The 16,318-nt window shown below is 37.1% G+C and carries 16 protein-coding genes; 3 read left to right on the top strand and 13 right to left on the bottom strand.

Annotated elements, in window-relative coordinates:
* Positions 1–71 precede the first annotated feature (71 nt).
* From rpsB to M1R56_RS06195, 11 genes are all read right to left on the bottom strand, one after another.
* Positions 72–854, bottom strand: coding sequence for a 30S ribosomal protein S2 (gene rpsB, locus M1R56_RS06145; protein ID WP_000268462.1), 783 nt, complete (start codon positions 852–854; stop codon positions 72–74).
* Between the two features lie 224 nt (positions 855–1,078).
* Positions 1,079–2,284, bottom strand: coding sequence for a CHAP domain-containing protein (locus M1R56_RS06150; protein WP_248035068.1), 1,206 nt, complete (start codon positions 2,282–2,284; stop codon positions 1,079–1,081).
* A 91-nt stretch (positions 2,285–2,375) separates the two neighbouring features.
* A complete protein-coding gene (gene mreD, locus M1R56_RS06155; RefSeq protein ID WP_153224649.1) occupies positions 2,376–2,870 on the bottom strand; it encodes a rod shape-determining protein MreD in 495 nt (164 codons plus the stop codon).
* Complete coding sequence (mreC, locus tag M1R56_RS06160) at positions 2,867–3,688, bottom strand: rod shape-determining protein MreC (RefSeq protein WP_248035071.1); 822 nt, start codon at positions 3,686–3,688, stop codon at positions 2,867–2,869. The genes mreD and mreC overlap by 4 nt, the downstream gene beginning before the upstream one ends.
* A gap of 21 nt (positions 3,689–3,709) precedes the next feature.
* On the bottom strand, positions 3,710–4,504 hold the full coding sequence (locus tag M1R56_RS06165; RefSeq protein ID WP_248035074.1) for an energy-coupling factor transporter transmembrane protein EcfT: 795 nt from the start codon (positions 4,502–4,504) through the stop codon (positions 3,710–3,712).
* Positions 4,497–5,336 (bottom strand): energy-coupling factor transporter ATPase, encoded by an 840-nt coding sequence (locus M1R56_RS06170; protein WP_248035076.1) that lies wholly within the window; start codon positions 5,334–5,336, stop codon positions 4,497–4,499. The genes M1R56_RS06165 and M1R56_RS06170 overlap by 8 nt, the downstream gene beginning before the upstream one ends.
* On the bottom strand, positions 5,321–6,148 hold the full coding sequence (locus M1R56_RS06175; protein ID WP_248035078.1) for an energy-coupling factor ABC transporter ATP-binding protein: 828 nt from the start codon (positions 6,146–6,148) through the stop codon (positions 5,321–5,323). Before M1R56_RS06175 ends, M1R56_RS06170 begins: the two co-directional genes overlap by 16 nt.
* 2 nt (positions 6,149–6,150) lie before the next feature.
* Complete coding sequence (pgsA, locus tag M1R56_RS06180; protein WP_075231082.1) at positions 6,151–6,690, bottom strand: CDP-diacylglycerol--glycerol-3-phosphate 3-phosphatidyltransferase; 540 nt, start codon at positions 6,688–6,690, stop codon at positions 6,151–6,153.
* Between the two features lie 11 nt (positions 6,691–6,701).
* Positions 6,702–7,526, bottom strand: coding sequence for a cytoskeleton protein RodZ (rodZ, locus tag M1R56_RS06185; RefSeq protein ID WP_248035080.1), 825 nt, complete (start codon positions 7,524–7,526; stop codon positions 6,702–6,704).
* Positions 7,527–7,563: 37 nt separating this feature from the next.
* Positions 7,564–8,847, bottom strand: a complete 1,284-nt coding sequence (locus M1R56_RS06190) for a pitrilysin family protein (protein ID WP_248035082.1) — start codon at positions 8,845–8,847, stop codon at positions 7,564–7,566.
* Positions 8,844–10,094 carry a pitrilysin family protein gene (locus tag M1R56_RS06195; protein ID WP_248035084.1) on the bottom strand — a complete coding sequence of 417 codons (1,251 nt, stop codon included), beginning with the start codon at positions 10,092–10,094 and terminating at the stop codon, positions 8,844–8,846. The genes M1R56_RS06190 and M1R56_RS06195 overlap by 4 nt, the downstream gene beginning before the upstream one ends.
* Before the next feature lie 161 nt (positions 10,095–10,255).
* On the opposite strand from M1R56_RS06195, the gene yaaA reads away from it, so the two are divergent.
* Both yaaA and recF read left to right on the top strand, forming a co-directional pair.
* Positions 10,256–10,624, top strand: a complete 369-nt coding sequence (gene yaaA, locus M1R56_RS06200; RefSeq protein ID WP_248035086.1) for a S4 domain-containing protein YaaA — start codon at positions 10,256–10,258, stop codon at positions 10,622–10,624.
* Positions 10,625–10,626: 2 nt separating this feature from the next.
* Positions 10,627–11,718, top strand: a complete 1,092-nt coding sequence (gene recF / locus M1R56_RS06205; RefSeq protein WP_248035088.1) for a DNA replication/repair protein RecF — start codon at positions 10,627–10,629, stop codon at positions 11,716–11,718.
* 54 nt (positions 11,719–11,772) lie between these two features.
* Here recF and guaB read toward each other — a convergent pair whose 3' ends face one another.
* Positions 11,773–13,251: an IMP dehydrogenase gene (gene guaB, locus M1R56_RS06210; protein WP_248035089.1), complete on the bottom strand. Its 1,479-nt coding sequence runs from the start codon at positions 13,249–13,251 to the stop codon at positions 11,773–11,775.
* Positions 13,252–13,412: 161 nt separating this feature from the next.
* Positions 13,413–14,438 carry a tryptophan--tRNA ligase gene (trpS, locus tag M1R56_RS06215; RefSeq protein ID WP_248035091.1) on the bottom strand — a complete coding sequence of 342 codons (1,026 nt, stop codon included), beginning with the start codon at positions 14,436–14,438 and terminating at the stop codon, positions 13,413–13,415.
* Positions 14,439–14,644: 206 nt separating this feature from the next.
* Between trpS and M1R56_RS06220 the strand changes: the two genes are divergently transcribed.
* Entirely contained in the window at positions 14,645–16,267 is a 1,623-nt protein-coding gene (locus M1R56_RS06220) for an ATP-binding cassette domain-containing protein (RefSeq protein ID WP_045762408.1), read from the top strand.
* Positions 16,268–16,318: the final 51 nt, after the last annotated feature.

Here is a 16,318-nt window from a genome sequence, read left to right on the forward strand (position 1 = left end):
TCCTATATTTTTTAAAAATAGGAGAGCCGGGCTAAGCCCCGCCCTCCTAGGTAATTACTATTTATTATGAATTAAGCGTTGTCGCCTTCTACAACTTCAACAATTTCTTCGATTGAGTCTGCTTGAGCTTCTGAAGCTGCAAATTCTGCTTCAACTGCTGCAACAGCATCTTCACCTTGGCGACCTTCGATGATAGCGTCTGCCAATTTAGCTGTGATCAACTTAACTGCGCGGATAGCGTCATCGTTAGCTGGGATGATTACATCGATATCGTCTGGATCAGTGTTTGTGTCAACCATCGCTACAACTGGGATTCCCAATTTTTTAGCTTCTTTAACAGCAATTTGCTCTTTATGTGGGTCAACTACGTACATTACATCTGGGATACGAGGCATATCTTCGATACCACCCAAGAATTTTTCAAGACGTGCACGTTGTTTGTTAAGAAGTGCAACTTCTTTCTTAGGAAGAACTTCAAAAGTTCCATCTTCTTCCATACGTTTGATTTCTTTCAAACGAGCGATACGTTTTTGGATTGTTCCCCAGTTTGTAAGAGTTCCACCCAACCAACGGTGGTTGATGAAGTATTGACCTGAACGTACTGCTTCTTCAGCAACTGCGTCAGCTGCTTGTTTCTTAGTACCAACAAACAATACAACTGCATCGTTAGCTGCAGCATCACGCATGAAGTCGTATGCTTGGTCAGCGTATTTTACAGTTTGTTGCAAGTCGATAACGTGGATTCCGTTACGCTCAGTGAAGATGTACTTAGCCATCTTAGGGTTCCAGCGACGAGTTTGGTGACCAAAGTGTACACCAGCCTCAAGAAGTTGTTTCATTGAAATTACTGCCATGAGTATTTCTCCTTTTTGTTTTTTTCCTCTTCTTGATTTCAGCTTGCAAAACAACCCGAAGACAACAGTTTCACAATTCATCAAGAATGAGTATTATCGTTCACACGACAAGTTTCATTTTATCACAATTTCTCAATATTATCAAGCTATTTTGATAGTTTTTTAGCAGAACTTCTCAACTTAAAGACAAGAAAAGAGACTCGGAAAGAGTCTCAATTTTTTCATTAGTTTGGATAGATGTAAGTAACGTAACCTTCAGAAGTTGTTGTTGGGTTAAACCAACCACGTTTGTTACTGATTGTACGATCTCCACCGTAGTTAGATTCAGATACCTGAATACTTGATGATGATGAAACAGCTGTAACAACCGCTACGTGTCCATATCCTCCATCATTCCAACATGCAATCGCACCAACTTGTGGTTGAGAACCAGTACGGAATCCTGCTGCTGCAGCACTTGTAGCCCACTGCGCTCCGTTACCCCAGTAATCTCCAGCCCAAGGTGCTAACGTTTTAGCTCCCCAAGTACATTCACCTGTTGGATAACTTGAAGCATTTGTACTATATGTTGGACGTGATGTTGTACGGGTAGCAACAGGAGTGTAGCTTGAATCATCATCTGATGATGAAGAACTTGAAGTTGCTTGCACTTGTGCAGCAAATGTTGTATTTGCTGATGCTGCAACTGATTGACGTTGGCTAGTTTGTTGAGCTCGATATGCTGCTTCTGCTTCTGCTGCCGCTTTTGCTTCTGCTTCTGCTGCTGCTTTTTGCTCCAACAAGCTCGCTTTTTCACCTTCTGCAGTAGCTTTCTCAGCCGCAAGGTTCAATTCTGCTACTTTCAATTCTGCTTGTTTTGTTGTCAAAACCTGAGCGTCGTCAGCAAGTGTTTGTTGGTTCGCAATGACTGTATTGATTGCTTCGTTGTTTGCAACTTGTTTTTCAGAGATAGCTTTCTTATCTTCTTTTTGTTGCTGCAACATTTTATTGTTTGCTGATACGATTTCACTCATAGCTGCTACACGAGAAATAGCTTCTGTGATTGAGTCAGAGTTAATAATCGTATTGATGTAGCTTGTAGCAGTTCCGTTCGTTTGTGCACTACGAGCTTGGTTTTCAAGCGATGCATTACGAGCTACAATATTTTTCGAAAGCTCTGCGATTTCACCTTCAAGTTTTTTAGATTCTTCTTGAAGTTTTTCGTTTTCAGATTGCAATTTTTCTTGCTCTGATTGAATAGCTGAAACTTTAGTTTGAATTTCGTCTACTTGTTTTTGAGCTTCTTTCTGTTGAGCTGTCAAGTTACTAATTTTACTATCTTGAGCAGCAATTTTTTCATCTGTTGTATTTGCTTTAACACTTGAAAGAACAGCTCCTTGTGAGACTAATACTGTACTTAACAAAAGTGATGCTAGGATTTTTTTCTTCATAAGTGTGAATACTCCTTCTTTTAAGACAATACTAGTATATCAAAAAAAGGCCTAATAAATATTACGCCTTTATTACAGTTTTGTTTCTTTCTTATAGATATATTTTTTCAAAAATAAACTGGAAAACTAACATCCATAGACAGTTTAATATCATTGACGGAACTAGACCATAAACGATAAAGACTGTTATACTTTCAGCAGTTAATCCAATCATTTGCGCTAGAAGAAAACTACCAAATTCAAAAGAGAAAGTCATCATTAAAATAGCTAATAGTCTAGTCCATCTATTTGATAAAATGATCGCATTATTTTTATAAATGATTGCACCAATAATCACAAAAAGAAGACTAGCAATCCCTACTAAATGGAAAAAATAAATATCGTATATAAGACCAATAAATAAGCAATAAACTAAAAATAGATACTCCGATACTTCAATAGTTTCAAACAACAAGAAGATGAAGATAAAGTGACTCACAATTTGAAAATGTGGAAAAAAACTATTTACAAATTGCCCTAAATGACTGTCTATTAAGACAACTATAGGCAAGAGTAAAAACATCCCTATCTGCTTCAACAGTCTCATGATGGGTTCCCCACTAACTCTACAACTTTGGTATTCATTGAATCAGACTGAAGTTTGACTAACACCTCTCTTGTCAGATAGTCATTGCTATGCGTCACAGATTCGACCTCCCCTACTGGAATGTCAGTAGCATTAAAATTACCAAGACCACCAGTTACTACCTTATCTCCTTGACTGATATCACTACTACTATTTAACTGGCTTATTTTAAGCAAGTCTTTTTCTTTGTCGTACCCAATAATAATACCATATATACTAGTAGAACCGTGCTGAATTTTAACGGAGATTTTCTCCGTATTTTCCGCGTTGGTCAATAAGTTGACCACAGTAGAGTTATCTTCAATCTTTCCCACGCTTCCAATCAGTCCCCCACCAGCTATAACAAGCATATTGCTTGTCACGCCTTTTTGAGAACCTGCATCAATTGTCAACTCTTGTTTCCAGGTTGCAGGAGTTCTCATGATAACGTCAGAGGCAATCAACTTGGTTGTATTCAATTTTGATTTCATATCCAATAACTGACGTAGTTGCTCATTTTCTTCCTTCAGGCTGTCTGCTTCATTCGTTTCCTTCTTCATCTGATAGAGTTCTTTTTTGAGAGTTTCATTCTCGTTATAGGTTCTGGTCAAACGACCTAAATCAGATTTTACGGAAGAAAGCCATTGAAAAGGCTTTTGCACTATTCTATCGACTAATGAAATGCCATCTCCAGCTTTTGTTACAACTGCACTTGATTGTGTTGTTACTAAAAAAACGGATACTACTAATACAACGACAAATAGAACAATGATATATTTTGATTTTTTAAAACGGTTCATACCTCTACCTTATATTACATTCTAAGATTTTAGCAAAAATAGAATTGCACCCAATACACAAACAAATAATAGCGCTATACTGTCTCTGTTCATCCAATTTAACTGTCGATACTGACTGCGTCCATTCCCACCTTGATACCCCCTAGCTTCCATAGCTGTAGCAAGAGAGTCTGCTCGTTTCAAACTGGTAGCGAACAAAGGAATCAAAATAGGAATCATAGCCTTAACCTTTTGAATTACATTTCCTTCTCCAAAATCTACACCACGCGCCTTTTGAGCATTCATAATGCGAATCGTATCATCCATCAAGGTTGGCACAAAACGTAAACTCATTGACAACATGAGTCCAATCTCATGAACTGGAACCTTAAATCTTTTTAAAGGTCCAAGCAAGGATTCAACCGCAGTTGCTAAGCTGAGTGGCATAGTTGTCAAGGTTAGCAAGGTTGAGAAAAAAATAATCAACACAAAACGACAAAAAATAATTCCTGCCTGCTCAACACCATAGCTTGTGATTTTTATAAATCCCATATAGAACAAGACTTGACCACCAGAGATAAAGAACAGTTGAAAAAGGGTTGTAAAAGCAATCAGAAAAAACATAGATCGCAAACCTTTTATAAAAAAAGATAAGGGAACTTCTGATAAAACGACAAATATGCCTGTTGCAATGAAGAGTATGAGATTTGTAATTGGATTATTGGCCCAAAAAGCAATGATGATCAATAAAATCATTGCTACTAACTTACTACGAGGATCTAGACGATGAATAATCGAATTTCCTGGTATGTATCGACCTAAAATCATATTATCCATTGATAAACTCCTTAAACTCCTCTATCGTTATCGGCAATTGTTCGAAAGAAATTCCTCTGTCAACTAGCCTTTGAGCAAATCGTGTGATTTTAGGAACACCCAATTGGATTTTTTCCATAAATTCGACATTTTGAAAGACAAGACTTGGCTTCCCACCCTTAACTAGTTTCCCTTTTTCCATCACATAAACTTGGTCAGCAAATTCGGCCACATCATCCATAAGGTGGGTTACTAAAACAATTGTTATGCCATCTTGATGAAGCTTTTTAAACAAGGCCATCAACTCTTTTCGACCAATTGGATCCAAACCAGCTGTTGGTTCGTCTAAGACCAAAATGCTAGGCTCCATCGCCAAAATTCCAGCAATAGCAACCCTTCTCATCTGGCCGCCTGAAAGTTCAAATGGACTTCGTTCAAAGAGTGATTCATCGATTCCTACTAAAGCTAGTTTTTCACGCGCAATAGCTTCTGCCTCTTCTACAGAAACTCCAAAATTTTGAGGGCCAAAAGCCACATCTTTTAGGACAGTTTCCTCAAAGATTTGATTCTCTGCAAACTGAAATACCAGGCCAACTTGTTTGCGAATTTGACGAATTTGCTTATTAACTGATGTTGGTGTAATCAATGTATCAAAAACACGAACACTTCCCTCTGTAGGAACCAACAAACCATTCAAAAGTTGAAGGATTGTAGACTTTCCGCTTCCTGTATGCCCAATAATGGCAGTATAAGAACCATCCTCTATTGACAAACTGACATCTGACAAAGCAGCTGAGGCAAAGGGTGTTCCTTCCTGATACGTATAACTAACATTGTCTAGAATAATTCCCATAAAGCCTCCTCGAGCTCCTCCTCGGTCAGGTAGTGCTCTGGTAATTTTAAGCCATTATCACGCAGTGATTGTTTTAATTGGTTGACAAAGGGTTGGTCTAAGCCAATTTGATCTAGATCCGCTCTAGAAAATAATTCTCTAGGAGTGCTTGTTGACTCGACTTTCCCTTTTTTCATTACTAAAACACGGTCACTCATAGCAACCTCATCTAAATCATGCGTAATGGAGATAACTGTTATCTGGTGGTCTTGGCGAATTTTCTGGACTATCTTAATCAACTCTAGTCGTCCTTCTGGGTCCAACATACTTGTAGCCTCATCCAAGATTAAAATATCTGGTCGCAGAGCTACAACTCCTGCAATAGCTACTCTCTGTTTCTGACCTCCTGATAAACGAGATGGTTCCTTTTTAGCAAATTCAGCCATCCCAACCAATGATAAAGCCTCAGAAACGCGTTTCTTCATCTCTTCAAGTGGGATTCCTTGATTTTCCAGTCCAAAAGCAACGTCGTCTTCAACAGTTGCTCCTACGAATTGGTTATCAGGATTTTGAAAGACCATACCAATCTTACGTCTTTTTTCCCAGACATTTTCTGGAGTTAGGCAATCACCGTCTATCCAAATTTCTCCAGATTCAGCCTCGAGCAAACCATCAATCAAGCGAACTGTCGTTGATTTTCCACTACCATTATGACCAACGATAGACAACCATGCTCCACGTTTCACGTGAAACGAAATGTTATGAACATCATAATGTTCTTGATCTGTCTGATATCGAAAAGACAGGTCTTTTATCTCAATAATCGATTCCATATCTAACGAAAGGTTCCTTTAAACAAATATGCGCTTCCCTTGAAATAATCATAACCAGAATAAACTGTGAAGAACAAGGCAATATAAAGAGTTATCTGACCAAGCACATTCCAGTGAAGTAGCAAGAATATAATCGCAAACATCTGACTAAATGTCTTGATTTTTCCAGGCATAGCAGCAGCTAGAACAGTACCTCCTGTTTCAACTAAGAGCAAGCGTAAACCGGTGACAGCAAGTTCACGACAAATAATTATTGCTACCACCCAAGCTGGTGCCATCTTTAGACCGACCAACATGATAAAGGCTGACATGACCAATAATTTATCAGCCATTGGATCTGCAAACTTTCCGAAATTACTAACCACTTGCCATTTTCTAGCTAAATAACCATCTAGATAGTCAGTGATACTTGCAATAGCAAAAATAACTGCTGCTATTTTATGTAACACAGGAGATTGTCCAAATGATAGAAGGAGAACAAAAATCGGAATAAATAAAATTCTACCAAGCGTCAGTATGTTAGGAATATTTTCTTTTTTCATATTATCCTTCCTTAGTTTGAACTTAATGTTAGAGTAATCCAACCAGTTTGACCAGTTAATTTTGAAGTGTCAATTTCCTTATTATCAATTTTCACCGATACTCCTTTAACAACACCCAATGTTATGGTTACTGGAGATCCTTTAGAGATGGTTGTTTTGGCTATTTTATTATTAGGTTCAAGAGTCACTCCTCCTGCTAAATCAGTATCCGAAACACTAATCCAGCTTGTTGCATCTGTTACAGATAATTGAAGCTCCGCAGAATCTTTAGATGTCTTATATTCCACTGATAAAGCATCTCCCTGACCTGAAACAGTCAAAGTAGTTGCCTCACTCGAACTTGATGAACTAGTAGCTTGACTACTACTTGATTCTACACTACTAGAGCTACTTGTTGAACTCACAACACTATAAGTTGCTGCAGAAGACGCAGTTGGTTGGGTTTGAATATAATTCCACACATAGTAGGTTACAAAAATTAAAATTGATAGAGAAAAAAGAACAAAGTAAAATAGCGGGAGAAACGAATTTTTCTTTCGATTAGACCGTCTACGTCCTGAAAGCTCAATCTCATCAACATCTACCTCTTCATAAATAATCATACTACCTGAATCATAGGCATCTAGAACAATATGTTCATCTAATTCAACCGCCCAAGCATATTTTCTCAAAAAAGAGCGAGCATAAAAAGTACTCGGTAGTTTGTCAAAATCATCTGACTCCATTGCCTCTAACAAATCCAGCTGAATATCTGTCTTTCTGTGCAATTCCTCTAAGCTCAGTCCTTGGTTAATTCTTGCAAGACGTAAGACCTCACCAATTGTTTTTTTTCTCATACTTAACATTCCTTCTTTCTAGTGTATTTTCTAGCGATTATATCGGGAAAATTGTACAATCAACCATATCGCTATTATCTATCAAATCATGTCCAGCCTCTAGAATATCTTCTAAAGTAATTTCCTGCAAAAGTTTAGGAAGGTCAAACAGGGTAGAACCTGTATCGGTTGGATGATACTGAGTAGCAATGTATTCAAGAGAATCCATACTATGAAGAAATTCTCCATACATCTCAGTTTTTACAATATCCAAGTGATCCTCAGTTATATCCTCATCTTTAACAAAATTGCGAATAGCTTTACGAAATTGATGAGAAAGTGCCACAGGTTCCTTTGTATCCATTGTTAATATCACAAAATGGAAACGAGGATCTACTTCTATTTCTAGAGACAGGGAAGCATCCAGTTTACCTGTCTCATATAATTTTTGAAATCTTTGTGAAGTCCAACCAAACATCATTGTAAACAACAATTTCAATAAAAGATGATAACGATACTGATCTCGATTTCCGATATCTTCATTTCCTCTAATACCGATCGCTAATTTTGGAGAAGCCACGTCCATCCGTAAACTTTCAGTAGTCTTTACAGGATGTAAAGGTATTTTTTCTCTCTTAAACTCATGTTTTTTTTCTTGAGGATGAGATTTCTTAGCAAAATAATCTTCAAGGAGTTCAAAATCAAAATTCCCCACTAAAAAGATATTACTATTGACAGGTCTGTAAAACTCTTTAAAGTTCTCTTCTAAATCCTCCAAACAAATAGCATCAATAGAGTTTTCACTACCAACAATATCTGAAGCTAAAGGACTTTCTGGATAGAGATTTGCCAAAGTCTTGAAAAATAGACAAGAATCTGGATCATCCTGATACATCTCTCTTTCCTGTTGAATGATATCCTTTTCGCGCTCCACAGATTCTTCAGTCATATTGAAAGTAGTGACAAGTTCTTCTAGCAAATCTAAACACTCTAGAACATTTTCAGAAGTCGAGAAAAGATAGCTAGTTTTCGTAAAGCTCGTAAAGGCATTACTTTCAGCACCCAACTCTGTAAAAGCTGCCATAACATCTCCAGAATCTTCTCTTTCAAAAAGCTTATGTTCTAAGAAATGAGCGATTCCTTGTGGATATTGTTGTAAGTCCTTATCATCCACTGTAAACCTTGTGTCAACAGAACCAACTTGGACACTTACAACACCATAAACCTCGTTAAAGTCCTTTTTAGGTAGTAAAGTAACTGTCAAACCATTTTCTAAGCTAGTTTGATACAAAGTTTCTTTTACAGCAGGATAATATTTCTTTTGAAAAGTAGGTCTGGTCATTCTGCTCCTTCCATAAAATAAATAGCCTGCAACTTAAAACTGTTTGCTGCTTCACAAATTGCTTCTCTATCAACTTGTTCAAGCTTATCGATTAAAGTTTTTGTATCAAGATTCGCCTTCCCAAAAAAAGTTGACAAATAATATTTATCGACGATAGAATCTTGATTATCCTGAGCTAGTAGTAAAGAGCGACGAATCATTTGTTTGGTCTGATCAATTTCCTTATCTGTAAACTTGCCATTTTTTATGTCAAGTAACTGATGATTCATCAATTTTCTTACTTTATTTCGATTTTGCCGATCAATTCCAGCAAACAATCGTAAAAATCCACTAAAGAGATCCAAATGACTTGATACCGTATAGGCCAGTCCTTCTTTTTCTCGCACTTGGGTAAATAGTTTCGAATGAGAAAAGGCTCCTAAAAGACCATTTACAAGAAGCACTGCCATCTGTTCTTCATCACCATATGCCACTGAACTATGGTAGCCCATCTCTAAAACAGACTGTCCTAATCTCTTTCTAATAATACCTTCTCTAAGAATATTAGAATAGGGTTGCTGATATTGAATGTTTACAGCTGATTTACGACCTGTTAAAGGAAATTTATGTAAAAACTCTAAAACTTCAATTTCATTAAAATCGCCTAAGAAGAAAATATCTATTTGGTCTTCTTTTAGCATTTTTTGATAGCTTGAAAAACATGTTTTTGAAGTCTCTTCTGAAATTCTAGAAATCAAATCTTTTGGAACTAGCTGCATTGATTCTTCTTGGAAAAACAATTGATCCAACTCTTTATGTGCAAAGAAGAATGGGTCTTCTAATTCTGATTCCAGCCTTGATAAGATCTGTTTTTTCTCGATGTCAAAAGCATTTTTCTCGAATCCATCCTCATCCGACAATGGTGTAAACAGAACCTGATGCAGTAATTCTAAAATTTGAGAAGTTAATACGTTTTTCTTACTTAAAAATTCATCACGCACATAGGAAATACTCAAATCCACAAGATGACTTTGTCCTCTTCGATAGGCGTGCGCTGACAAATCAGTTCCATACAAGGTTGCTAAACGTTTTCGAAACAGTTGAGCAGTTGGATAACTTTGGTTGGCAGTTTCAAGCATACTGGCACTTAACATACGACCTGAAATTGAATCCAAAGACAATGGAGCTGTAAAACGCACAGTAATTTTATTAGTTTTAAATTTTTTTGATTGGATAAAATGCACTGTAATTCCAGGTACTAACTCCATCTCTTACCTCCTTCTACATAGAGTTCTATTATACCATGAAAAGAGAAAATTTTCTTGTTCTCTTTACCCCTTTTAGAATTAAAATCGCTTTCATTTCTAACGAATTTACCTCTGCCATTTCAAGGTAAAATATGGTATAATACCAAAGATTGAGGTGAACTATGGAATACAAATTATTTGAAGAATTTATCACTCTCCAAGCTCTCTTGAAAGAACTTGGTATTATACACAGTGGCGGAGCTATTAAATCCTTTTTAGCTGAGCATCATGTCTACTTTAATGGGGAACTAGAAAATCGTCGTGGGAAAAAAGTAAGAATCGGAGACTCTATCGACATTCCTGACATGAAAATCCAAATCATTCTGACGCAACCGAGCTTAGAAGAACAGGAAGAATATCTCCAAGAAAAACTTGAGAAAGAACGTGTGACTAAACTTGTCAAAGAAATGAATAAGACGGTCAAAAAAAAGCCAACAAAAAAGACCCCGAAAGCTAAAACAAAAACTGCACCACGTTTCCCAGGTAGATAAGTATGTGGCTAAAAAACTTATCCATCAAGCAATTTAGAAACTATCAGGATACCGAAATTGAATTTAATCCTAAATTAAATGTATTTGTGGGTCGAAATGCTCAAGGCAAAACTAATCTTCTGGAAAGTATTTACTTTTTAGCTTTAACTAGAAGTCATCGGACAAAGACAGACAAGAATTTAATCCGATTTAAAGAAGAACAACTTCAAGTTTTTGGAATTCTTCAAAAAACAACGGCTACTGTACCACTTGAGATTGACTTAACCCCAAAAGGTCGGATTACTAAAGTCAATCACTTAAAGCAAGCTCGGCTATCTGACTATATTGGACACATGAATGTTGTTCTATTTGCACCCGAAGATTTACAACTTGTCAAAGGAGCACCTGCTATCCGACGTAAGTTTATAGATATGGAACTAGGACAAATCAAACCCATATACTTGTCAGATTTGTCAAGCTACAATCATGTGCTCAAACAAAGAAATACCTACTTAAAGTCAGCGAATCAGATTGACGAAACATTTTTATCTGTTCTAGATGACCAGCTAGTAGACTATGGTTGTCGAGTAATGGTTCATAGAGAAGAATTTATCAAAAAAATGGAATCTTTTGGTCGTAAAAAACACTTTGATATTTCGGACCAATTAGAAGAGTTATCAATTCGTTATCAACCATCTGTAAACTTCACTGACAAGGAAAAACTAGCAGAATCTTTTTATGCAGCACTTCAAAAAAGTAGAGCAAGAGATTTATTTAAGAAGAATACTGGAGTTGGTCCTCATCGGGACGATATAATTTTCTTAATCAATGGAATGGACGCAAACTTTGGAAGTCAAGGGCAACATCGTAGTCTGGTTTTATCTATAAAACTTGCAGAAATAGAACTGATGGAGAGTATCACTAAGGAATCTCCCATTCTTTTGCTTGACGATGTTATGAGTGAACTTGACAATACTCGTCAACTTAAATTATTAGAAACTATATCTCAAAATATTCAAACCTTTATTACAACAACTAGTTTAGAGCATCTTCAAAACTTACCTGATAATCTCAGTATATTTACTGTAAAGAATGGTCAATTATCTGTAAACTGATATTTACATTAGTGTAAACAATAAAAAATCTCCTGTTTTACAGGAGATTTTTTATTACATTGAGTAGTTTGGTGCTTCATTTGTGATTTGCACATCGTGTGGATGGCTTTCTTTTAGACCGGCACCTGACATTTCGATAAATTGAGCATTGTCATGCAATTCTTTAAGGTTAGCTGCACCACAGTAACCCATACCAGATCGGATACCACCAATCATTTGGAATACGATATCAGCTGCTGCTCCTTTATATGCAACACGTCCTTCAATTCCTTCTGGAACGAGTTTATTTGCTTCGTTGACAGAGCCTTGGAAGTAACGGTCGCTTGAACCTTTCTTCATTGCAGCGATTGAACCCATACCACGGTATGTCTTGAACTTACGTCCTTGGAAGATTTCAGTTTCTCCTGGAGCTTCATCTGTTCCTGCAAACATTGATCCAAGCATTACTGCATTTCCACCAGCAGCAAGGGCTTTAACAATATCTCCAGAATACTTGATTCCACCATCAGCAATGATTGTTTTGCCATATTCACGTGCAACGGCTGCTGCATCATAGATAGCTGTAACTTGTGGAACTCCTACACCAGCAATAACACGAGTTGTACAGATTGAACCTGGCCCAATACCAACTTTAACAACGTCAACTCCTGCATCATAAAGGGCACGGGCTCCTTCAGCAGTAGCGATATTTCCAGCAATCAGTGTACGGTCTGGGAAATGAGCACGGATTTCAGCGATTTTACGAAGAACCCCTGCAGAGTGTCCGTGTGCTGTATCGATGACAATTGCATCTGCTCCTGCTTCAAAGAGGGCTTCAGCACGTTCAAAAGTATCAGAAGTTACACCTACCGCACCAGCAACTAGAAGACGACCAAACTCATCTTTAGCTGCATTTGGAAACTCAATCACTTTTTCAATATCTTTAATCGTGATCAAGCCAGAAAGACGACCTTCTTCATCAACCAAAGGAAGTTTTTCAATACGGTGTTCTTGAAGAATGCTCTCAGCTGTTTCAAGATCTGTTCCAACAGGAGCAGTAACAAGATTCTCACTGGTCATATGATTTGAGATTGGTTGATTGTAATCTGAAATAAAACGAAGGTCTCGGTTTGTTAAAATACCAACCAATTTACGATTTTCAAGAGTTTCAACCACTGGAACACCACTGATACGGTAACGTCCCATGAGTTCATCTGCCTCTGCAATTGTATGCTCTGGAGTCAAGAAGAATGGATCAATGATAACACCATTTTCAGAACGTTTTACCTTACGAACTTCATCTGCCTGCTGTTCAATAGACATGTTTTTATGGATAACACCTAGACCACCTGCACGCGCGATTGCAATGGCCATTTGGCTTTCTGTTACAGTATCCATCGCAGCTGTAATAATTGGGATATTTAAATTCAGATTATCAGCCAATTTCGTTGTTAAATCCGCATCATTAGGCAACACATGGCTCTCTGCTGGAATAAGCAATACATCATCAAAGGTAAAACCTTTTTTCAAAAATTTAGTGTCCCAATTAGACATTGAAGTTTCCTCTTTTCTTTCTTTTTGAGCTTGACGCTTTTTGTATTGTATCTATCATACCATTCTATGAAAATTTGTCAATTATATTGATAATAGATAATGTAAAAAACTATCCCTTTAATTTTAAAGAAGAGATAGTTTTAGAGTTCGTATTTTATCTATTAATGAAAGTAATTTAGACCCATTGCTGATTTTACTTCTGATAGCGTTTGGCCAGCAACTTCTCGAGCTTTTTCACTACCTTTTTGTAACATATTATACACTTCACCCATATCTTTAGCATATTCTAGGCGACGTTCACGGATTGGACCAAGTTCACGGTCTAGGATTTCAAGTAGATACCGTTTTGTCTTAACATCACCTAGACCTCCACGTTGATAATGCTCTTTCATGTCAGCAATTTCTTGAGCATCTTCAGGACGTCCGAATACGTCTAAGTAATGGAAAACCATATTTCCTTCAATCTTACCTGGATCCTCAACACGAATGTGATCTGGATCTGTATACATACTCATTACTTTCTTACGCAAAGTATCTGCATCATCTGACAAGTAGATACCATTATTAAGCGATTTAGACATTTTGGCATTTCCATCAAGACCAGGTAAGCGACCTGCTCCTTCATTTTCAGGATAAATTCCTTCCGGTTCTACTAAAACATCACAATTATAGGCATGGTTGAATGAACGCACAATCTCACGCGTTTGTTCAATCATCGGTTTTTGGTCTGTACCTACAGGAACATAGTTAGCCTTAAAAGCTGTGATATCTGCTGCTTGAGCAATTGGATAAACTAAAAATCCAGTTGGAATACTTTCTCCAAATCCTTTCTGAGCAATTTCTGTCTTTACAGTAGGATTACGCTCCAGACGAGCCAAAGACACTAGATTCATGTAATACATAGAAAGCTCTGCCAATTCTGGAATCTGGCTTTGAATGAAAATCGTTGATTTGTTAGGATCCAATCCCACTGCAAGATAGTCCAAAGCAACATTCCCAATAGACTCTACAATTGTTTGTGGATCTTTTGCATGGTCAGTTAAAGCTTGCTGGTCAGCCAAAAAAACAAACATGTCATATTTATCTTCTTGCTGTAATAAGACACGATTTTTTAAGCTACCAACGTAGTGCCCAATATGTAATTTCCCCGTTGGACGATCTCCTGTTAAAATAATGGGTTTATTCATCTTATTCTCCTTTGATATAGTCCTTTCAATTATAGCATTTTTTTGATAAAAAGACAGGTAATTTTTTTTATCAAATAATTACGATTTCAACTCCTTAACTGTAAACCATCTGTAAATATCCTTTACAAATAATTGACAGATAAAAATTTGAATATTTGCTGATTTTCTAGTAGAATTAGAGTATTACATATAATAGGAGAAAAAAATTGCTAACAGTATCTGATGTTTCACTACGTTTTAGTGATCGCAAACTTTTTGATGAGGTCAACATCAAATTTACAGAAGGAAACACATATGGTTTAATTGGTGCTAACGGTGCAGGTAAATCAACATTTTTAAAAATCTTAGCTGGGGATATTGAACCTACAACTGGTCATGTTTCTCTTGGACCTGATGAACGTCTTTCTGTGCTTCGTCAAAATCACTTTGACTATGAGGATGAACGTGTTATTGATGTTGTTATCATGGGTAATGAAAAACTATACAACATCATGAAAGAAAAAGATGCTATCTATATGAAAGCAGACTTTACTGATGAAGATGGAGTTCGTGCAGCTGAGCTTGAAGGAGAATTTGCTGAACTAGGTGGTTGGGAAGCTGAGAGTGAAGCTTCACAACTCTTGCAAAACTTGAATATCCCTGAAGATCTTCATTACCAAAATATGAGTGAACTTGCAAATGGTGACAAAGTGAAGGTGCTCCTTGCTAAAGCTCTATTTGGTAAACCAGATGTCCTTCTTCTAGACGAGCCGACCAACGGTCTTGATATCCAATCTATTACTTGGTTAGAAGATTTCTTGATTGACTTTGATAACACTGTTATTGTCGTATCCCATGACCGTCACTTCTTGAACAAAGTATGTACTCACATGGCCGACCTTGACTTTGGAAAAATCAAACTCTATGTCGGAAACTACGACTTCTGGAAAGAATCTTCTGAGCTTGCTGCTAAATTGCTAGCAGACCGTAATGCTAAAGCAGAAGAAAAAATTAAGCAACTCCAAGAATTCGTTGCTCGTTTTTCTGCTAATGCTTCTAAATCAAGACAAGCAACATCACGTAAGAAAATGCTTGATAAGATTGAACTTGAAGAAATTGTGCCATCTAGTCGTAAATATCCATTTATCAACTTTAAAGCTGAACGTGAAATCGGAAACGATCTCTTGACAGTAGAAAATCTATCTGTCAAGATTGATGGCGAAACTATTCTTGACAACATCAGCTTTATCTTGCGTCCAGGTGACAAGACAGCTCTAATCGGTCAAAACGACATTCAAACAACTGCATTGATTCGTGCTATTATGGGTGATATTGACTATGAGGGAACTGTCAAGTGGGGAGTTACAACTAGTCGCTCTTACTTGCCAAAAGACAATTCAGCTGATTTTGCTGGGGGTGAATCTATCCTTGACTGGCTCCGTCAATTTGCAAGTAAAGAAGAAGATGACAATACCTTCTTGCGTGGTTTCCTTGGCCGTATGCTCTTCTCTGGAGATGAGGTTAACAAACCTGTAAATGTCTTGTCAGGAGGAGAAAAGGTGCGCGTGATGCTATCGAAACTCATGCTTTTGAAATCAAATGTTCTAGTACTTGACGATCCTACTAATCACTTAGATTTGGAATCTATTTCAAGTTTGAACGATGGATTGAAAAACTTCAAAGAATCAATCATCTTCGCCAGTCATGACCATGAATTCATTCAAACATTGGCTAACCACATTATTGTCCTATCTAAAAACGGTGTAATCGACCGTATCGATGAAACCTATGATGAATTCTTAGAAAATGCTGAAGTACAAGCAAAAGTCAAAGAACTTTGGAAAGACTAAATAATACTTTAAAGCTCAGTTGGATTAACCAACTGAGTTTTCTAACATTCT

Source organism: Streptococcus sp. oral taxon 431 (genome assembly GCF_023115445.1).
Taxonomy (GTDB): Bacteria; Bacillota; Bacilli; order Lactobacillales; family Streptococcaceae; genus Streptococcus.